19 protein-coding genes are annotated in these 19,486 nt (G+C 73.2%); 11 read left to right on the top strand and 8 right to left on the bottom strand.

The features are described from left to right. Window positions 1-48: 48 nt before the first annotated feature. The 5 genes from OG245_RS32985 to OG245_RS32965 all read right to left on the bottom strand — a co-directional run bounded on the left by OG245_RS32985 (window position 49) and on the right by OG245_RS32965 (window position 4,028). The gene (locus tag OG245_RS32985) at window positions 49-495 is read right to left on the bottom strand and encodes a hypothetical protein (protein ID WP_371626994.1); all 447 of its coding nucleotides are present in this window, start codon (window positions 493-495) and stop codon (window positions 49-51) included. A gap of 70 nt (window positions 496-565) precedes the next feature. Continuing rightward, entirely contained in the window at window positions 566-757 is a 192-nt protein-coding gene (locus tag OG245_RS32980) for a hypothetical protein (protein ID WP_371626993.1), read from the bottom strand. Window positions 758-861: 104 nt separating this feature from the next. Then, on the bottom strand, window positions 862-1,458 hold the full coding sequence (locus tag OG245_RS32975) for a hypothetical protein (protein WP_371626992.1): 597 nt from the start codon (window positions 1,456-1,458) through the stop codon (window positions 862-864). 18 nt (window positions 1,459-1,476) lie between these two features. Continuing rightward, entirely contained in the window at window positions 1,477-2,730 is a 1,254-nt protein-coding gene (locus OG245_RS32970) for a cytochrome P450 (protein ID WP_371626991.1), read from the bottom strand. Then, window positions 2,727-4,028 carry a cytochrome P450 gene (locus OG245_RS32965; RefSeq protein WP_371626990.1) on the bottom strand — a complete coding sequence of 434 codons (1,302 nt, stop codon included), beginning with the start codon at window positions 4,026-4,028 and terminating at the stop codon, window positions 2,727-2,729. Before OG245_RS32965 ends, OG245_RS32970 begins: the two co-directional genes overlap by 4 nt. A 221-nt stretch (window positions 4,029-4,249) precedes the next feature. Between OG245_RS32965 and OG245_RS32960 the strand changes: the two genes are divergently transcribed. From OG245_RS32960 to OG245_RS32935, 6 genes are all read left to right on the top strand, one after another. Next, the gene (locus tag OG245_RS32960) at window positions 4,250-4,975 is read left to right on the top strand and encodes a response regulator transcription factor (RefSeq protein WP_371626989.1); all 726 of its coding nucleotides are present in this window, start codon (window positions 4,250-4,252) and stop codon (window positions 4,973-4,975) included. A 118-nt stretch (window positions 4,976-5,093) separates the two neighbouring features. Further along, the gene (locus tag OG245_RS32955) at window positions 5,094-7,016 is read left to right on the top strand and encodes a sensor histidine kinase (RefSeq protein ID WP_371628053.1); all 1,923 of its coding nucleotides are present in this window, start codon (window positions 5,094-5,096) and stop codon (window positions 7,014-7,016) included. Between the two features lie 125 nt (window positions 7,017-7,141). After that, on the top strand, window positions 7,142-7,645 hold the full coding sequence (locus OG245_RS32950) for a hypothetical protein (protein ID WP_371626988.1): 504 nt from the start codon (window positions 7,142-7,144) through the stop codon (window positions 7,643-7,645). Between the two features lie 125 nt (window positions 7,646-7,770). After that, the gene (locus OG245_RS32945; protein WP_371626987.1) at window positions 7,771-8,430 is read left to right on the top strand and encodes a class F sortase; all 660 of its coding nucleotides are present in this window, start codon (window positions 7,771-7,773) and stop codon (window positions 8,428-8,430) included. Between the two features lie 143 nt (window positions 8,431-8,573). Beyond that, window positions 8,574-9,554 carry a sphingomyelin phosphodiesterase gene (sph, locus tag OG245_RS32940; RefSeq protein WP_371626986.1) on the top strand — a complete coding sequence of 327 codons (981 nt, stop codon included), beginning with the start codon at window positions 8,574-8,576 and terminating at the stop codon, window positions 9,552-9,554. Between the two features lie 146 nt (window positions 9,555-9,700). Further along, the gene (locus tag OG245_RS32935) at window positions 9,701-10,522 is read left to right on the top strand and encodes an N-formylglutamate amidohydrolase (protein ID WP_371626985.1); all 822 of its coding nucleotides are present in this window, start codon (window positions 9,701-9,703) and stop codon (window positions 10,520-10,522) included. A 242-nt stretch (window positions 10,523-10,764) separates the two neighbouring features. On the opposite strand, the gene OG245_RS32930 is transcribed toward OG245_RS32935, so the two are convergent. Next, window positions 10,765-11,976 carry an Ig-like domain-containing protein gene (locus tag OG245_RS32930; RefSeq protein WP_371626984.1) on the bottom strand — a complete coding sequence of 404 codons (1,212 nt, stop codon included), beginning with the start codon at window positions 11,974-11,976 and terminating at the stop codon, window positions 10,765-10,767. Window positions 11,977-12,245: 269 nt separating this feature from the next. Here OG245_RS32930 and OG245_RS32925 point away from each other — a divergent pair, with 269 nt between their 5' ends. From OG245_RS32925 to OG245_RS32905, 5 genes are read left to right on the top strand one after another with little or no spacing between them, the layout of a single operon-like run. Then, window positions 12,246-13,448, top strand: a complete 1,203-nt coding sequence (locus OG245_RS32925; RefSeq protein WP_371626983.1) for a lipid II:glycine glycyltransferase FemX — start codon at window positions 12,246-12,248, stop codon at window positions 13,446-13,448. Window positions 13,449-13,462: 14 nt separating this feature from the next. Next, on the top strand, window positions 13,463-15,112 hold the full coding sequence (gene murJ / locus OG245_RS32920; RefSeq protein WP_371626982.1) for a murein biosynthesis integral membrane protein MurJ: 1,650 nt from the start codon (window positions 13,463-13,465) through the stop codon (window positions 15,110-15,112). Window positions 15,113-15,141: 29 nt separating this feature from the next. Next, complete coding sequence (locus OG245_RS32915; RefSeq protein ID WP_371626981.1) at window positions 15,142-15,825, top strand: response regulator; 684 nt, start codon at window positions 15,142-15,144, stop codon at window positions 15,823-15,825. Then, the gene (locus OG245_RS32910; RefSeq protein ID WP_371626980.1) at window positions 15,822-17,387 is read left to right on the top strand and encodes an ATP-binding protein; all 1,566 of its coding nucleotides are present in this window, start codon (window positions 15,822-15,824) and stop codon (window positions 17,385-17,387) included. The genes OG245_RS32915 and OG245_RS32910 overlap by 4 nt, the downstream gene beginning before the upstream one ends. Beyond that, on the top strand, window positions 17,384-17,980 hold the full coding sequence (locus OG245_RS32905; RefSeq protein ID WP_371626979.1) for a hypothetical protein: 597 nt from the start codon (window positions 17,384-17,386) through the stop codon (window positions 17,978-17,980). Before OG245_RS32910 ends, OG245_RS32905 begins: the two co-directional genes overlap by 4 nt. 97 nt (window positions 17,981-18,077) lie before the next feature. Here OG245_RS32905 and rbsD read toward each other — a convergent pair whose 3' ends face one another. Both rbsD and OG245_RS32895 read right to left on the bottom strand, forming a co-directional pair. Beyond that, a complete protein-coding gene (gene rbsD / locus OG245_RS32900; protein WP_371626978.1) occupies window positions 18,078-18,467 on the bottom strand; it encodes a D-ribose pyranase in 390 nt (129 codons plus the stop codon). Beyond that, the gene (locus tag OG245_RS32895; RefSeq protein ID WP_371626977.1) at window positions 18,464-19,387 is read right to left on the bottom strand and encodes a ribokinase; all 924 of its coding nucleotides are present in this window, start codon (window positions 19,385-19,387) and stop codon (window positions 18,464-18,466) included. The genes rbsD and OG245_RS32895 overlap by 4 nt, the downstream gene beginning before the upstream one ends. Between the last annotated feature and the right edge of the window lie 99 nt (window positions 19,388-19,486).

The raw sequence follows: 19,486 nt of genomic DNA, 5'->3' as shown, positions 1-19,486 counted from the left end.
CCCCCACGCGTGCGTGGACCGGGTGGAAGCCCAGCAGCGGGACGCCCGTCAGCCGGCGAGGCCGAGCGTCGGCAGGGCCACCGCGCCGTCCCTCGCGGGCACGACGAACTCCGCGGCCGTCCCGGCCCTCAGCGCGGCCACCAGGGCGATCGCGGCCAGGTGGCCGGCGTCCACCCAGATCGGCGAGCCGGGCGAGGCGCCGTGCAAGCGGCGCAGCGTGTGGGCGAGCCAGCTCCCCACCTGCGGACTGAGCAGCAACTCCTCCACGCAGCCGGGCCTTCGGGCCGCGGCCCGTTCGACGGTACGCCAGACGGTGCCCAGGTCCGCGGGGCCGAGGAGGGCGGGCCGCTCCTCCAGCCGGCCCAGCAACTCCTTCAACAGGACGAGGCGTCGGGCCCGTTCACCTTCCACGAGGAAGCCGACGGCCTCCGGCGACCCACCGCCCGCCGCGAGTTCGTCGAACCAGTGGCCGGGCATCCGCATCGGTCCGTGCACCCGCACTCCTCTGTCGTAGTCCCGACGCGGCCTGCGGGAGCCCTCTCCCCGTGATGGCCCCGCACAGCGCTCAGTCGGCGCGGGCGCTGGGAGGGCCACCGCCGGCCAGCGTGCTGATACGCGCTCTTCGGATCTCCTCCAGCAGACGCTGTCCGGGCGCGGGAGCGAGGGCGCGCACGGTGGCGACGCCCACTTCCGCGAGGTCCGCCACATCGGACTCCAGGTAGTCGGCCGGATCACCGGCCGATGCCGTCTGCCGCAAGGCCTTCTCCCCCTTGTCGGTCCGGCGGCACACCATGCCACCCGTCCCTTCCCATCATGACGAATGGGTCGCCTTCCGGAAACCCGTGCGATCACGCCGTACGATCACGGACCCGGCGGACCGGGCCGGTCCTCGGCCAGGAACTCCCCCAGCGCGCACTCCAGTTCGGCGGCCCTGCCGGGATCGTCGTCGAGCAGGGTGACAGCCCGGTAGAGGTCCCAGGGGCCCTGCGGACGCCTCCGCAGCGTCCGCAGGATGCCCAGGACGTCCGTACGGGGCACTGCGTGCCGCGGCATCCGGGCCACCAGCGCCGGGTCCAGCTCGGCCACCATCGTCTGGCGTTCGTCCCGGTCGCTCATCAGCGGATAGGCGAGGAGTGCTTCGACCACCCGGACCAGCCCGCCGCCCGTCCGGTCGGGTCCGGTGCGGCATCCGTTCGCCGCCGGCGGTGTCACCGGACGGCCGGGCAGGTGCTCCGTGTGTCCGGGGCGGTGCAGTTGGAGTGTGGGGAGCTGCGTGCGGCTCCCCTCGGCGCGCAGCCGGTCGAACCGGTTCCGGACGGCCGCGAAGAGCGCCTCCGGGTCGGGAGCCGGACCGCCGGGCAGGGCGGCCGGCTCGCGCAGGAGGACGTCCGAGAAGACGCCCAGGCCGCGTACCGGGTCGTTGGCGGCGCGCTGCCCCCGGTCGGCGGCCAGCAGCACGTTCTGCCGGTCGCGCCGTCAGTCCAGGAGCACCGGGAAGGCGGTCATGTCGTTCTGCGTCATCACCGGGAGCTTGGTGATCCCCTCGTCCGGGACGGCGAGGCGCAGTCCGGGGAACCGCGTGAACAGGGCGGGCAGCGCGATGCCCGCCTCGACGCGCGACAGGGCCGCGCCGGGGCAGATGTGCGGGCCGTGCCCGAAGGTCATGTGGCGGTTCCGCGTGGGCCGGGTGATGTCGAAGTCGTCGGCGTCGGGGCCGTGTTGCTCGATGTCGCGGCCGATGGTCCGGTAGGAGACGACGAGCCCCTCGCCCTTGCGGATCACGTCGTCGCCGACGGTGATGTCCTCGGTGGCGAACCGCATCAGCAGGTGGGTGGTGGGGGTGTCCCAGCGCAGCGTCTCCTCGACCACCGCGTCCCAGCCGACCTCTCCGGCGAGCACCATGCGCAGCTGGTCGGGGTGGGAGAGGAGAGCGCGAACGGCGTTGAGGACGAGGCCGATGGTGGTCTCGTGCCCGGCGGCGACCATGGCCTTGAGATTGCCCACCACCTCCTCCTCGGTGAGCGGCTCGCCGCCCTCCTCGGCCAGGATCAGCGCGCTGGTGAGGTCGTCCGTGGGCCGCGCGGTCTTCTCGCGTACGAGGTCGGTGTAGAAGACGTCCAACTCGGCCAGCAGCGCGAGGCGTTCGTCCTGCGGGGTCAGCATGGAGAAGAACGCCTTGTACTGCCTGGTCAGCATGGCGTGCTGGGACTCGTCCACCCCCATGAGCATGCCCACCACCCGCATCGGCAGCGGCTGCGCGAAGACCGCCTTCAGGTCGACGACCCCGTCGTCCCCCCGCGCGGTGTCGAGGGCGTCCAGCAGCTCCTGGGTGAACTTCTCGATCTCCGGGCGGATCGCCTCCAGGCGGCGGGGAGTGAGCGCCTGCGAGGTCTTGGTGCGCAGCCGCCGGTGTTCGGCCCCGTCGACGGTGAACATCGAGCGCCCGGCGTCGATCATGCCGATCAGCGGCCAGGCGTGGGTGACCGCGCCGCTCTGCCAGAGCCCCCAGGCGTCGATGTTCTTCACCAGCCTCGGGTCGACGAGGAGTTGGCGTGCCTCGGCGTGCCGGGTGACCGTCCAGGCCGGGACGCCGAGCAGGTCGATCCGGGCGAGGACCCCGGCGTCGCGCAGCCGCGCGGTCTCGCCGTCCAGGTCCTGGACCATGGGGTCGATGACGACGGTCCCGGTGCCCCGGTCGGCCTGCGCGGCGGCAGTGTGCGGGCAGTTCACAACGCGTCTCCTGTCGTGCGTACGGGAGTGAAGCGGACGGGCAGCGCGGTGCTCCCGCGCAGGAAGGCGGACGGACGGCGGACCAGTTCGTCGGCGGGGACGGCCAGTTCGAGGTCGGGCAGCCGGTCCAGCAGCACCTCGATGCCGGTACGGGCGATGACCTCGGCGATCTCCTGGGCGGGGAAGGGGCAGCGGTACTCACCGTGGCTGAACGCCAGGTGCGCGCTGTTGCCGCCCTGCCCGGAGCGGACGGCTGATGCGCCGACCTGCTGCCGGATGTGCGGGTCGGCGTTGGCCGCGCCGAGCCCGAGGAGCAGCATGTCGCCGCGGGCGATGTTCCGTCCGCCGAGCCGGGTGTCGCGCGCGGCCCAGCGGCCGGCCAGGATCTGGGTGGGTCCGTCCTCCCAGAGCACCTCGTTCATGGCCTCGGCGACACTGTGCCGGCCGCCGGACAGCGCGTCGGCGAACTGGTCCTCGGTGAGCATCAGCCGGGTGGAGTTGCTGATCCAGTCGGCGGTGGTCAGGTGGCCGGCGGCCGTGATGGCCATCAGGTCGAGCGCGTACTCCTCGTCCGTGAACGGTTCGGGATGGGCGAGCATCCGGGAAGTCACGTCGTCGTCTGGCCTGGCCCGCTTGGCCGCGACCAGGCGCCGCATGTGCTCACCGAAGCGCAGGTGCGCCTGCTGCGCGCCGGGGCCGCCGTCGGCGAGGTCCTTGAGCACCCGCGCGATGTCGGCTCCCTCGTCGTCGGGGAAGCCGACGAGCCGGGCGAGCACGAGGACGGGCAGCGGCTCGGCGAACTCGGCGACGAGGTCGGCGGTGCCCCGGGTGCAGACGGCGTCGATGAGCCGGTCGGCCAACTGCTCGCAGTGCCGCCGGATCTCGAAGGGGTCCGCCCCTTCGAGAGCCGGTACGACCATGGCGACGTGCCGGCGGTGCTCGGCTCCGGCGGTGAAGTAGATGGACGGCATGGGGGTGCCCACCATGGGCAGCAGCGGCCAGTCGGCGGGGACGTTTCCCCACTGGTTCCACAGGGAGACGTCCCGGGGGAACAGCTCCCCTTCGCTGGTGACCTGGTGGAGTTCCCGGTAGCCGATCACCAGCCAGGCGGGAAGGCCGCCGGGCAGCTCGACCGGGACGACGGGCCCGTGGTCGCGCCGCATGGACCGGTAGAGCTCCCGCGGTTCGGTGGGGAAGCCGGGTCCGCCGAGGGCGACGGCGCCCGTACCGGCGCCCACCGGGCAGCCTCCGCCCGGGCCGGCCGTGGACGCGGGCGTGGCGGACGAGGGGTTCGTCATCGTACGGACTCCAGGGGCGGCGGCTTCGCGCGTTGCGACCATACGATCAACGCGGCACCACTATAAGGAGATTGCGTGAAACGTCGAAGCTGTTCTCGCTCATTTTCGACCGGGTTCCGGACGTCTCGCCCTCACCTCCGCCCCTTCTCCTCCGATATCCGCCCACCGCGTGGTGACCGCCCCGGGCTCGCACCGCGATCCCGCCGCTCTACGATCGGGGCGTGTGCGCTGACGTCATAGTTGCCGAGGACGACGAGAAGCAGGCCGAGCTCGTACGCCGCTATCTGGAACGGGAAGGACACGCCGTACGGATCGTGGGCGACGGCCTCGCCGCGCTCGACGCCGTCCGGCACCAGGAACCCGACCTGCTCGTTCTCGATGTGATGATGCCCCGGGCCGACGGTCTGGACGTGGTGCGGGTGCTGCGGTCCGAGAACCGCGAGCTGCCGGTGCTGATGCTGACCGCCCGGTCGACCGAGGACGACCTCCTGCTCGGTCTGGACCTGGGCGCCGACGACTACATGACCAAGCCCTACAGCCCGCGCGAGCTGATGGCCCGTGTCCGTACCCTGTTGCGGCGTGCCCGGCGGACCGCGTCCCCGGAGCCGGTGGCCGAGGACCCGGTGCTCCGGGTCGGCACCCTCGTGGTCGACCCGGAGCGGCACCAGGTGTCCGTGGGCGGTGGGGCGGTGGAGTGCACCCCGGGCGAGTTCCGGATCCTGGCGGCCCTGGCGGCGGGACCCGACCGGGTGTTCAGCCGTCAAAGGCTGCTGGAGGAACTCCACGGGTTCGACCGCTACATCAGCGCCCGGACCGTCGACGTGCACGTCATGAACCTGCGCAAGAAGATCGAGCGGGCCCCGCGGCGGCCGGAGCGGCTGCTCACCGTGTTCGGCGTCGGCTACAAGCTCACCGACCCGGCGAAGGCCGCGGCCCGGCGTGCGTAGGGCGCGCGGCGGGACCGGCGGGACGGACGGCCCCGGGACGCACGGGGACGGCGGGGGCCCCGGCCGGAGCGGGCGGCGCGAGGGCCGGCGGGAGACACCGGGCCGGGCGCGGCTGCCGCTGCGCCGGAGCCTGCTGGGGCGGCTGCTCGCCGTTTCCGCGCTGGTGGCCGCGTGTTCGGTGGCGGCCACCGCCTGGATCGCCGTGCAGACGACCTCCGGCGCGATCAAGCAGGAGCAGGGGCAGAACCTCGCGGCGGACGCCAGGATCTACGACACGCTGCTGGACTACGCCGCCCGCAACCCGACCTGGGACGGGGTCGGTGCGACGGTGCGGGAGCTGGCCCGGGAGTCGGGCCGCCGGGTCGCCCTGACCACGCAGGGCAGGCAGCCGCTGGCGGACTCCGCCACGGCGGCGACCGCCCCGGCGCTCCCGCCGCAGGCGTCCGCCGTGGTCGACCCGTTGTCCGTGGACACCGTTCTGGCGGCGCGCGGGACCGATGGGCAGGGCACGGCGGCCGACCGCATCGACCCACGGGCGGTGGGGCCGTTCCGGCTGTCGGCGGCCGACGGCAAGGCGTTGCGGCGGACCGCCGACGACCAGGTGGAGTGCCTGAACCGGGCGGGCATCGCCTCGGACGTGGTGGTCGGCGCGAGTGGCCGCCCCCGGGTGCAGATCGTGGGAAACGACCCCGAACGCGCGCTGGGCACGCGCTGCGATCTCGCCGCCCTGGACGAGCCCACCCGTTCGGAACAGAAGGCGCTCGACGCGCTCACGGAGCTGGCCGACGCCTGTCTGAAGCGCCAGGGCCGCGAGGGCGTACGGCTGAACAGCGACCTGTCCTGGGGCGATCCGTCGTCCTCGGCCGTGCCGGGCGAGGCCGGACCGCTGGTGCCACGGGTACCGCTGCCGGCGCCGGTGCCGAGCGACGCCCCCGTGGAGGACGCCACGCCGTCCGTCGTCCCGCCCGAGCGCACGGGGGAGAACGACCGGGCCATCGCCTCCTGTGTGAGCGCGGCCCGGAGCGAACAGCTCAGCTCGTACGTGTCCTCTCCCGCCCTCCTCTTCATCGGCGACGAGGGCGGCGCGACGCTGCCCGGGTTCGACCTCTCCCCCGCGAACACCGCCAGGATCGCCGGGGCCGCGGCGCTCGTGCTGGCCCTCACCGTGGGCGCGTCGGTGTTCGCGGGAGCCCGGCTGGTGCGCCCGCTGCACGCGCTGACCGGCGCCGCGCAGCGCATGCGCGACGGGGAGCGGCCGGAGTCGGTGCCCGTCTCGGGGGACGACGAGGTCGGCCGGCTGGCCGCGGCGTTCAACGACATGTCCGCGCACCGGGCGCGCCTGGAGGAGCAGCGCAAGGCCATGGTGAGCGACGTCGCCCATGAGCTGCGCACCCCGCTGAGCAACATCCGGGGCTGGCTGGAGGCGGCCCAGGACGGACTGGCCGACCCCGACCCGGCGTTCGTCTCCTCGCTGCTGGAGGAGGCCGTGCTGCTCCAGCACATCATCGACGACCTCCAGGACCTGGCCGCCGCCGACGCCGGGGTGCTGCGACTGCATCCCGGACCCGTCGAGACCCGGGAGCTGCTGAGCCAGGTCGCCGCCGCCCACCAGGCACGGGCGGAGAACGCGGGCGTCACGCTCGCCGTCACGGCCACCGGCCCGGGGCCGGCCCTGCGCGCCGACCCGGTCAGGCTCCGGCAGGCGGTGGGCAACCTGGTGTCCAACGCCGTACGGCACACGCCGGAGGGCGGGCGGGTGACGCTGCGCGCGTACGCCTCCGAGGAGGGTGACGGGGCGGTGCTGGTCGAGGTGGCGGACACCGGATCGGGGATACCGCCCGAGGACCTTCCCCATGTCTTCGACCGGTTCTGGCGCGCGGAGAAGTCCCGCAGCCGCCGCACGGGCGGCAGCGGCCTCGGCCTCGCCATCGTCCGCAAGCTGGTCGAGGCCCACGGCGGCACGGTGGACGCGGCGAGCGTCGAGGGCGAGGGGTCGACGTTCGTCCTCCGGCTGCCCGGGACCACGCCACCCGGCCCCTGATGGGATGACCACAGCGCTCTGACAGCTTCTTCATATCTCCAGGCCAGCCTGGCGGCACGCCCCGTCCCCGGTGCGAACCCGCGTCCGGGGCCTCACGGGGCCGAGTATGGAATGGAGCCATCCGTATGACCGCTTTCTCCTCTCGCCGCACCCTGCGTGCCGCCGTCCTGGCCGCCGTCGCGGCCGGCGCGGTGCTGGTCCCGTCCGCCGCGGCCTTCGCCGACGCCTCCCCGAAGGCGTCGGAGCCCGCGGTGGTCGACCTGTCCTCGAAGCCCTCCGAGGCCGCGACGGAGACCCCGAAGGCCGCCGCTCCTGCGGTCGCCCCGCGCGGCGGCGTGGCGGCGGGCGAACGTCCGACGCCCGCGCCGAAGGAGGCCGGACCCGCGGAGGCCGCACCCGCGGTGACCCCGCGCGGCGGCGTGGCGTCGGGCGAGCGCCCGGCGCCCGCGCCGAAGGACGCCGGCCCGGCCGTCACCCCGCGCGGCGGTGTCGCCGCAGGTGAACGCCCCGCCGGCAACGGTGACAACAGCACCGCGGTGCTGGTCGGTTCGGTGGCCGGGACCGCGCTGCTCGCGGGGGTGGGCACGATCGTGCTGCGCCGCCGCTCGGCGGCCGGCCTCAACGGCTGACCCGCACCGCTCACCACCGCTGAACGTGGCGCCGCCCCCGCACCGGGGCGGCGCCACGCCCGCGCACCGGCCCGCACCACACAGCGCCGTCCCCGATCCGCCCCGCCCCGATCCCGGAGTTCTCTGTGCCGTCCCGTACGCCCCACCGCTTCCGGCGGACCGCCGCCCTGCTGACCGCCCTGGCGGCCTGCGTCGGACTGGCGGGTTGCTCGTCCGCCGAGCCCACCGCCTCGTCCTCCTCCGTATCAGGCACGCCTTCCGCCCCGGCGCAGGGCGAGACGGCATCCGGAACGACCGGCTCGACCGGATCGACCGAGCCGTCCAGGACGGACGAGCCGGATCGGCCGGCTCCCGCCCACGTCTCCATCCCCTCGATCGGCATACAGAGCAGTCTCATGGAACTGGGGCTCAACCCGGACGGCACGGTCGAGGTCCCGCCCGCAGAGAAGGGCATGACCGCGGGCTGGTACAGCGGCGGTTCCGCGCCCGGCACGCCGGGGCCCGCCGTGCTGATCGGCCACAACGACACCCGCTTCGGCCGCGCCGTCTTCCACGACCTCAAGGACATCCGCGAGGGCGCCGAGGTCCTCGTCCGCGACGGGGCGGGGAAGACCCTGCGCTACACGGTCACCGGCAAGGAGGCGGTCAGCAAGAAGGCGTTCCCCACCGACAAGGTCTACGGCCCGACGAAGGACAGCACACTGCGGCTCATCACCTGCGACGGCGAGTTCGACGCCGAGGGCCATACGGTCGACAACCTCATCGTGTACGGCGCCCTCGCCTGAGAGCCGGCGCACCCCGCCCGCGCGGCACCCGGATGGCAGCCGGCCGGACAGACTCGTGCCACCCGATGTCTACCCGTGGGTAACTCCCGCTGCTTGGATGGGGTCGACCGGTACGCCCCCCCCACTCGACCACAGGAGACCTCGTGCCGAACACCGCGTTCCGCCGCCTGACCGGCGTGGCCCTGTCCGCCGCCCTCGCCACCGCCACCCTCGCCGTGAACGCACCGCAGGCGGCGGCCGCCGAGACCCCGTCGCTGCGGGTGCTCTCGTACAACGCGTTCATCTTCAGCAAGACCCTGTACCCCAACTGGGGCCAGGACCACCGGGCTGCCGAGATCCCGAAGACGTCGTTCTTCCGGGGCAACGACGTCGTGGTGATCCAGGAGGCCTTCGACAACGGGGCCTCCGACGCGCTGCTGCGGAACTCCGCCTCCCAGTACCCGTACCAGACCCCGGTGGTCGGCCGCAGCAAGAGCGGCTGGGACGCGACGGGCGGCTCGTACGCGGCGGCGACGCCGGAGGACGGCGGCGTCACGATCCTGAGCAAGTGGCCGATCGTGCGCAAGGAGCAGTTCGTCTTCAAGGACGCCTGCGGCGGCGACTGGTTCTCGAACAAGGGCTTCGCCTACACGGTGCTGAACGTCAACGGCGCCCGGGTCCACGTCGTCGGCACCCACGCCCAGTCGACCGACCCCGGCTGCTCGGCGGGCCAGGCGGCACAGGTACGCAGCAAGCAGTTCCAGCAGATGGACGCGTTCCTCGACGCGAAGAACATCCCCGCCTCCGAACAGGTCGTCGTGGCGGGCGACTTCAACGTCGACGGGCACTCGGCGGAGTACGCCTCCTTCCTCTCCGACGCCGGCCTGAGCACACCGGAGTCCCGGACGGGCCACGCGTACTCCTTCGACACCCGCGACAACTCCATAGCCTCCGAGCGCTACCCCGACGACCCGCGCGAGGACCTGGACCACGTCCTGCACCGCACGGGCCACGCCAAGCCGGCGGGCTGGAAGAACGACGTGGTCAAGGAGCAGAGCGCCCCCTGGACGGTGTCCAGCTGGGGCAAGAACTACACGTACACGAACCTCTCCGACCACTACCCGGTGATCGGCTCCGGCCAGTAGCCGAACCATGATCCCGCCGTCCCCCTCCGCGCGTCGCCGGAGGGGGACGGCGCGTCGCCGGGCTCCTGACCACCCGCTGCTCGACCGTGCCGGAGCCGTCGGGGATGCTGATGCGGGAGTGAAGGAAACACACCGAAGGAGCACTGGTGAGTGATCAGCAGCCGTTCACGCTCATCCCGGGAGCCGCCGACTCACCGGTCCTCCTCCACGTCCCGCACGGCTCCCGCCGCATCCCGCGGAAGGTGCGCGAAGGGATCACGTTGGACGATGCCGCCCTGGAGCGCGAGCTCGACCACATCACCGACGCCCACACCGCCGAACTGGCGGCCGCGGCGACGGCGATCGCCCCGGCCGCCCCGTGGCGCCTCGTCAACGACCTCTCCCGGCTGGTCGTCGACCCGGAGCGCCTCCCGGACGAGCGGGAGGAGATGCTCGCCGTCGGCATGGGCGCCGTCTACACCCGCACGACCCACCGCGAACGGCTCCGGCCACCGGAGACCGACACGGCCCCTTTGCTGGACGCGTACTTCCACCCGTACGCCGACGCGATGACGAGAGCGGTCGAGGAGCGCATCGCCGCCGCCGGCCGGGCGGTGATCATCGACGTCCACTCGTACCCGACCGCGCCCCTCCCCTACGAACTGCACGGCACCGGCCCCCGCCCTCCCGTCTGTCTGGGCACCGATCCGTTCCACACCCCGCCGGAGCTTCTCGCGGCGGCCGAGGCGGCGTTCGGGAGCCGGGTCGGTCACGACGGTCTCGGACACGACACCCCGTTCGCGGGTACGTACGTCCCCCTCCGGCACTACGGCACGGACCGCCGGGTCACCGCGCTGATGATCGAGATCCGGCGCGACACGTACATGAGCGAACCGGGCGGTCCGGCGGGGCCGGGGCTCCACATGCTGGCCGGGGCGCTGGCCGAACTGGTGGCCGTGCTGAGCCGACCGGCTGCCTCCGGTCGGTGATCCGGGGAGCTGACGCACGCCGTCCGGCTTCCTCCGGTGGACGACTCGCCGACCATGGACGCGCTACTGCCGGAGCTCACCGTCACCGCGGAGCGCGGGCTGCACGCACCCGTGATCAGGAGCCCGGCGGACTGCGGGCTCCGGTGGGGCTGGTCGACCAGCCCGACCAGCAGCGCCGGGCCCCCGTCCCCAGCCCGACCAGCACAGCGGTTCAGGGTTCCCGCAGACGACCGGCACCCGTCTCAGCGCACCGCGCTCATCCCCTGCCACTCGGTCCACGAGACGTTCCACGCGCCGAAGCCGTTCCCGGGGGCGACCACGCCCTTGGTGTCCTTGCCGGTGATCTCGAACGGGTCGCCGGGCCGCACCTGACCGTAGAACCAGGACGCGTCGGCATCGCTCATTCCTATGCACCCGGAACTGCGGTTGGCCCTGCCGAGGTGGCGGGCGTTCCACGGGGCGGCGTGCGCGTACATGCCCGACCAGGTCAAGCGCATCGAGTGGTCGACCATTTTGTCGTAGGCGTCGGCGAGGCCCACGGTCTCGGAGTTCATGTTGATCGTGCCCTCCTTGGCCATGAGCACGGCGGTTCCTCGCCAGGATCGTTTGTCACCGCCGGGCGTGCCGCCGGAGACCGGGATCCGGCGGACCGTTTTCCCGTTCCGTACGAGGGAGAGCCGATGGCGGTCGAGGTCGACCTCGACGATCTGCCGGTCGCCGACGGTGAAGGACGTCGTGTAGTCGCGTACGAACCAGCCGCCGTCCGCGCCCGAGTCGGTGCCGTTCAACTCGGCGTCCAGCCTGACCTCGGTGCCCGGCTTCCAGTACGTCCGGGGCCGCCAGTCCACCCGGTCCCGGCCCGACCAGTCGCGCATCCAGCCCCAGGAGCCCTCGGTGTCGTCCGAGGTGGTGACCCTGAGGTGCTTCTCGACCTCGGCCCGGTTCCCGACCGGGTGGTCGAAGACCAGGGAGATCGGCTGGGCGACGCCGACGGTGGTGCCGGCGCCCGGTCTCCAGTCGACCTTGTTGACCTTGCCCGCCTTCGCCGTGGTGAATCCGGCCCGGGCGCTCCGGGCGGTTCCGCCGGCGCTCCGGGTCGCGGCCGTCACCTCGTACGCCGTACCGGGTACGGACTTGCGGTCGGAGACCCAGGACCGCCCGTCGGCGGCGACCTTTCCGGCGAGCCGGCGGCCCTCGGCGTCGGTCACGGTCACCGCCGTGAGGCTGCCGCCCGAGACCGTGACCCGTACGGGCTCACCGGCCCGGGCCTGCTTGCCCGCGGGCGTGACGGAGACCGTGGCGGGGCGGTCGCCGGGGCTCGCGGTCACCTCGGCGGCCGGGGCGCCGGGAGGGGCGCTCGACGAGCAGGCGGCGAGCGGTGCCAGCAGGGCGGCCGCGACCGCGGCCCGAACGCGGGCACGGATGCGTGCGGGTGTGCGTGACGAGCGGGACAACAGGACCTCCGGGAGAGCCGCGAGAGAGCCGGACGAGTCGGCGATGTTGCGACTGTAGAGCCGGAAAAGACGAGGTCAGACGCTGTGGAGCGATGTGACGGCGACTGGTGAGGAACGGTCATCGTCCGGTCACATTCGCCGGTCGGAGCGGTCACGAAGCGCTGTGAGCATCCTCTGTGTCCCCGCAAAACGTCCGGGGAGCCATCCCCCGCGAAAGGTCCGGGGAGCCGTCCCCGCGACCGGGTCCGGGGAGAAGGAGAGGCCAGACCGTGTCAGCGCTGCTCGTGCCGTCGTCGTCCAGCCCCGTGCCCCGAGCACGGAACCGGGCCGTGGCCCTGGGAACCATCACCCCGAAGACCTACCGCGGCTTTCTCGCGTCCCCCGAAGGCCGGGCCCTCGGCGCCGGCTTCCTCCAGTGCCCGTCCTGGGCAGGCGTCAAGGAGGGATGGGACTCCCGACTGATCGGCTGGGGGCCCGATCCGGAGGCGGGCAGGCTGACAGAGGTGGCCCTGGTGCTGCTGCGTCAGTTCCCCGGTACGCGCAAGTACTTCGCCTACCTGCCCGAAGGGCCCGTCGCCGACTGGAGCGACCCCGACGTCGACGACTGGCTCGATCCACTCCTGGGGCACCTGCGCCGCGCGGGTGCCTTCGCCGTGCGCATCGGCCCGTCGCCCGCCTACCGGCGCTGGGACGCCGCCCTGCTCAAGCCGCTCACCGGCCCGGGCCGACGCCTCGGCGACGTCCTGGCCAGCGAGGTCGACCCCCTCGGCTCCGCCGTCGCCGACCGGCTGCGGGCCAGGGATTGGCGCCGCTGCGGTGGCGACGGGCCCGCGCAGAGCGGGGACGCCCAGCCCCGCCACGTCTTCCGGGTGCCGCTCGCCGGACGCACCACGGACGACGTATGGGCCGGTCTCAACCAGGAGTGGCGACGCAACGTGCGCCGGGCCCGGAAGGAGGGCGTGGAGGTGGTGGTCGGCAGTGCGGCGGACCTCCCCGAGTTCTGCCGCCTGCTCGCGATGACCGAGCGACGCGACGGATTCCGCCTCGGCCGCTCGCTCGCCTACTACGAACGCCAGTACGCCGCGCTCAACACCGAGGAACCGGGGCGGATGAAGCTGTACCTGGCCCGTCACCGGGGCGAGGTCCTGGCGGCCCACACGCTGATCACCGTGGGCCGCCGCGCCTGGTACCAGACCGGCGCATCCGCCGACCACCGCCGCGAGGTCCGCCCCTCCAACGCCCTTCAATGGCGCATGCTGCTGGACGCCCATGCCCTCGGGGCGGACGTCTACGACATGCGCGGGGTAGCCTCCACTCTCGATCCGGAAGAACGTGGTTACGGATTGCTGCGGTGGAAGCTCGGCACCGGTGGGCAGGTCGTCGAGACGTTGGGGGAATGGGAGAGGCCATTGGGGGGCAGCGCCAACCTCGCGCTTCACCGTGCCTTCCAGGCGTACCTGAACCGCCGATGAAGATGAAGATGAAGATGAAGCAGACATCCCCGACGGCGCACACCGCCGCGGACCGTCCGGAAGGCGAGGGCGCGGTCTCCGCTCCGCGCGGCAGTGCTGTCATGGCCGCGGGATCCGTCGTCTCCCGCGCCACCGGTTTCGCCCGGTCCGCCGTGGTCGCGGCGGCTCTGGGCACCATCGGGCCGAGCGCCGACGGCTACGCGGTCGGCAACGCCCTGCCCACCATCGTCTACATGCTGTTGCTGGGCGGCGCGCTGAACGCCGTCTTCGTTCCCGAGCTGGTCCGGGCCGCGAAGGAACACCCCGATGCGGGCGCCGCGTACACCGACCGGCTCGTCACGGTCTGCGTCGTCGCCCTGCTGGTCATCACCGCGACCGCGGTGTGGGCCGCCCCCGCGATCGTCGACGTCTACACCGACTACACCGGCCGGCAGGCGGCCATGACCGTTGCGCTGGCCCGCTACTGCCTGCCCCAGATCTTCTTCCTGGGACTGTTCACGCTGCTCGGACAGATACTCAACGCACGGGGCCGGTTCGGCGCGATGATGTGGGCGCCGGCCCTGAACAACATCGTCGTCATGGCCGTCTTCGGGCTGTACCTGGCCCTGTCCCTGGGCGGCGGGGACACCCTCACACCGACCGGGACCGCCCTGCTCGGCTGGGGCACGACCGCGGGCATCGCCGTCCAGGCGCTCGCGCTCGTCCCGGCCCTGCGCGCTGCCCGCTTCCGCTGGCGGCCCCGCTTCGGCCCACGCGGCAGCGGACTGGGCCGCCCCCTGCGAGCGGCCGGCTGGCTGGTGCTGCTGGTCCTCGCGAACCAGGCCGCCTACTGGGTCACCACCCGGCTCGCCACGGACGCCGGCCTCGGCGGCGGACCCGGATTCGGTGCCTACAACAACGCCTACGCCCTGTGGGTCGTCCCGCACGGCATCATCACCGTGTCCGTGGTGACCGCGCTCCTGCCACGGATGAGTGCGGCGGCGGCCGACGGGAACACCACCGGCCTGCGGCACGACGTCTCCCACGCCCTGCGGGTCTGCGCGGCCGCCGTCGTACCCGCCGCCTGCGCGCTGCTCGCCCTCGCCGATCCGGTGACGTCCCTCGTCTTCGGGTACGGCAGGACCAGCGCCGCCGACACGGCCGCGATGGCCGGAATCCTGATGGCCTTCGCACCGGGACTGATCGCCCTGTCGGGCCAGTACGTCCTGTCCCGCGCCTTCTACGCCCTCTCCGACACCCGCACGCCCTTCCTGCTCAACCTGGTGATCGTCGTCCTCAACGCGGGCCTGTCCCTGGCCGCCGCGCAGCTCCTGCCGGCACGCTGGGCCGTCACGGGCATGGCAGCGGCCTACTCACTGGCCCTGTGCGCGGGCTGGGCACTTACCGGCAGGGTGCTGTGCCGCCGGCTCGACGTCGTACGCCCCCTGCGGCGGTCGTCCTCCGCGGCCGCCCACGCGCGCCTCCTGGTCGCCGCCGTCCCCGCCACCGCGCTCGGCCACCTCACGGCCCTCGGCGCGGCACGGGCGGGAGCCCTGGCCGCCGCCGTCGCCGGCGCGACCACCGTCGTGCTCACCTTCGCCCTGCTCGCTCGTCCGCTGCGGCTCGCCGAACTGAACGCGCTGCTCCTGCGTGTAGACAGGCGGCGGCCCCGGACCCGGACCTGACCACCATCACCACCGAGGGAGACCAACCGATGCCCCGCGTGCTCCTCGTCGAGGACGACCCCTTCGTACGCGAGGGGGTCCAGCTAGGTCTGCGCCGCCGCGGCCACGACGTACGAGCAGCCGAGACCGGCGAGGAGGGCCTCGCCGCCCTGGCCGAGTTCCGCCCCGACCTGCTGCTGCTGGACCTGATGCTGCCCGGAATGACCGGCGTCCAGGTCTGCCGGCACGTCCGCGAGCACAGCCAGCTGCCGATCATCATGCTCACCGCGCGCGGCGACGACTTCGACGTGGTCATCGGCCTGGAGGCCGGCGCCGACGACTACATCGTCAAGCCCGCCCGGCCCGAGGTGATCGACGCCCGGATCCGGGCCGTGCTGCGCCGCATGGACGACGGCTCCACGGGCCGCCCGGCCATCGAGGTCTACGGCGACCTCACCATCGACCGGGTCGGTCTGACCGTGTCCAAAGCGGGCCGGCTCCTGACGCTCGCTCCCTCGGAGCTCAGGTTGCTCCTGCACCTGTCCGCCGCCCCCGAGCAGGTGTTCAGCAGGCAGCAGCTCCTGGAGAACGTCTGGGAGCACACCTTCCACGCCGACGGCCGACTGGTCGACGCCTGTGTCGCCCGGCTGCGCGGCAAGATCGAGCACGAGGTCGGCAGTCCGCGTTACGTCCAGACTCTGCGGGGCTTCGGCTACCGCTTCGGTCCGCTGTGATCACCGCCCCCCGGTCCGACCGCCCGCACAGGGGCGGGAACGAGAGACAGGACGGCGGGAGCGAAGCACAGGACGGCGCGGGTCCGGCCACGAGCACCCGCGGGCGCTCACGGCCCAGGGCGTTCGGCCTGCGTACCCGACTGCTGGCCGCCTACCTGCTGGTCGCCGTGGTCAGCGCCGGCACGACGTCCGCGCTGACCTACCGCGAGGCCCGCAACGCGCTGCTGAAGACCGCCCAGGACACGGCGGTCTCGACGTTCCGCGACCAGGTCCAGCGGACGGGTTGGGGGCTGCCCGTCCAGGAGGAGGGGCTGGAGGAGGTCCTGCGCGACCTCGCCCGCACGGGCAAACCGCGCCCCTGGGTGGTGTTCGCCGAGTACGGCACCCTCCGCGCGTCCTCCGGCGAGAACCCGGTCTCCACCGTCATCACCCCCGAACTGCGGCGGGCCGCGTCGGCCGACCGGTACGGAAGCTTCGAGCGGGTCGTCAAGGACGGCGTCCCGTACCTGACCATCGGCATGCCCACGGTCTTCAGGACCGGCCCGGACAGCGTGCTGCCCACCGGACTCGTCCTGTACGCCGTCATGCGGATGACCGACGAGCAGGTCAACGTCGACGCCCTGCTCGTCGCCGCCCGGAACGGGGCCCTGCCCGGCCTCGCCGTCGCCCTCGTACCCGCCCTGATCGCCGCGCGCAGTGTGCTGCGTCCGGTGCGGGAGTTGCGCCGCGCGGCCAGGAGCATGGGCAGCGGCAGGCTCGACACCCGTATCCAGGTACGCGGCACCGACGAACTGGCGGACCTGGCGGACACGTTCAACGAGTCGGCGGGGCAACTGGAGCGGTCCGTAGGCGAACTGCGCGACGCCGAGGCACGGGCGCGTCGCTTCGCCTCCGACGTCTCGCACGAACTGCGCACCCCCCTGGCCGGGATGCTCGCCGTCACCGAGGTCCTCGACCAGGACGCGGACCGCCTGGACGCCGACACCGCCCAGGCGGTCCGGCTGGTCAGCGCGGAGACCGGAAAGCTCGCCGTGCTCGTCGAGGACCTGATGGAGATATCCCGCTTCGACGCCCGCGCGGCCGAGCTGAACTCCGACGAGATCGACGTCGCCGAGGCCGTCCGCAAGTCCCTCCAGACCCGGCACTGGTCGAACGACGACCGGGTCCGCGCCGAGCTCCCCACCGGCATCAGGGCACGCCTCGACCCGCGCCGCTACGACATCGTGGTCGCCAACCTCGTCGGCAACGCCCTGCGGCACGGGGACGCGCCCGTCACCGTGCGCCTGCGCACCGAGGCGAGCTCCTCCGGCACCCAGGTGCTCATCACCGAGGTCGCGGACAGCGGCCCCGGCATCCCCCCGGCCTCGCTCCCGCACATCTTCGACCGCTTCTACAAGGCCGACGCGGCCCGTAGCCGATCGCCGGGCAGCGGCCTGGGGCTGGCGATCACCCTGGAGAACGTGCGGCTGCACGGTGGGGCGATCCGCGCGGGGAACCTGCCCGGCGGCGGTGCCGTCTTCACCGTCGAGATACCGCTCCGGGTAGAGAAGGACGGCGGATGAGGCGTGCTGGGTGGCGCGGATTCGTGGTGGGCTCCCTCGTCGCGGTCGGCGCGCCCCTGGTCGGCGGCTGCGGGATCCAGGCGTCCGATGCCATCGAGGCGGGGGGACCCGCGACCGTGGACGCCTTCCTCAACCGTGACCACGACATGCTGCTCTTCTTCCACTCCCCCGACGGCGGGTTGAGTCCCGTGATCCGGCCGGTCAGGCCCTCGTCCGGGTTCGGCGACGCGTACGTCGAGCCGGGCTCCGGCGAACGGGACCCCACGGGGCCGGCGGGTCCCGCGCCCACGGAGAAGGTCGTCCTGGCGCTGCTCTCCGGCCCGGGAAGGACGGACCGGGCGGCCGGTCTGACCACCGCGCTTCCCGCTGTCCACGAGGGCGGAACCGTGGCGGTCCGGGTCGCGTCGGACGGCGGGATCGCGGTGCGGCTGCCCTTGGCCGTGCAGGGGCTGGACGCCACGGCGGTACGTCAGTTGACCTGCACGATCGCCTACAACGAGGCCACCGACGGCCGGGGAGTCGTGACGCTGACGGGACAGGACGGGGCGAAGACGTCCCGCACCTGCGGACTCGCCCCCGGCACAGCAGGCTGAGGACGGTTCCCCGGCCGGAAGCCGCCCCGCACCGCCCCGGGTACGACGACGGCCCGGACCCGTACCGTCCTGCTACGGGTCCGGGCCGCGCCCTCGCTCAGAAGAAGACCCCGCACCGCAGCAGCACGTTCGCGTACGGGCGGGCCTCCCCCGTCCGTACGACCAGGCGGGCCGCCGCCGTGAGCGCCTTGAGGTCGTCGTGCGGGACCACCTCCAGCCAGGGGAAGTGACCGTCCAGAAGCGCCGCGGCCTCCGGGTTGGCGTCACGGACCTCCTGGGCGGCCGTCGCGCCCTCCACGACCAGCTCGTCGAGCAGGCCGTCCAGCACCTCCGCGAACGACGGGGTCCCGGCGCGGAAGGCCAGGTCGATCACCCGGGGGCCGGGGGGGATCGGCATGCCGGCGTCACAGACCAGGACGGTGTCGCCGTGGCCGAGTTCGGCGATCGCGCCCGCCAGGTGGCGGTTGAGGATGCCCGACTTCTTCACAGCGCGTCGACCTCCTCCAGTGTCGGGAACGACTCCTGCGCCCCCCGTGCCGTGACCGCCGCCGCGCCCACCCTGACCGCGAAGGCCGCCGCCTCCCGCAGGTCGTCGCCCCGGCCCAGCCGCCAGGCCAGGGCAGCGGTGAACGCGTCCCCGGCGCCGGTCGTGTCGAGCGCCTCGACCTTCGGGCTGACCAGGTGGTCCAGGGATTCCGTACGGCTGTCCGCGACCAGGGCCCCGGCCGCGCCCAGGGTGATGACGACGGAGCGCGGGCCGAGCGCGAGCAGGGCCGGCGCCCAGTCGTGCGGGGACTCCCCCGCCCGGTCGCCGAGGATGTACCGCGCCTCGTGCTCGTTGACCACCAGCGGATCGCAGGCGGCGAGCACCTCCTCCGGGAGCGGGGCGGGCGGGGACGGGTTGAGGACGAGCCGGGTCTCCGGCCCCCGGCCGCGTACCGTCTCGGCCACCGTGTCCAGCGGGATCTCCAGCTGTACGGAGATCACCCGGGCGGCGGCCAGCAGCGGGGCCGCCGCCCGGACGTCCTCGGGGGTGAGACGTCCGTTGGCCCCCGGGGAGACCACGATGCTGTTGTCGCCCGAGGGATCGACGGTGATCAGGGCGACCCCGGTGGGGGCCCCGCCCACCAGGACGCCGTCCGTGTCCACGCCCGCCGCGCGCTGGGTCTCCAGCAGGAGGTGTCCGTGGTCGTCGTCGCCGACCCGGGCGAGCAGGGCCGTCCTGGCGCCGAGGCGGGCGGCGGCCAGCGACTGGTTGGCGCCCTTGCCGCCGAGGTGGACGGCGAGGTCGGAGCCGAGGACCGTCTCGCCGGGCGCGGGGCGGCGCTCGACGCCGATCACCAGGTCGGCGTTGGCGGACCCGACGACCAGCAGGTCGTACCGGTCGTCGGGGACGTTGTCGTGCATGTGCGTGCTTCCTGCTTTCGTCGGTCGAGGGTCGACAGGCCGGTTCACGGGCCGGGTTCAGCAGTCCGGCTCGTGTGCCTGGTTCAACAATCCGGCTCG

Origin of the sequence: Streptomyces sp. NBC_01116 (assembly GCF_041435495.1) — a bacterium.
Lineage (GTDB): Bacteria > Actinomycetota > Actinomycetes > Streptomycetales > Streptomycetaceae > Streptomyces.
This window is presented reverse-complemented; position numbering and strand designations above follow the sequence as displayed.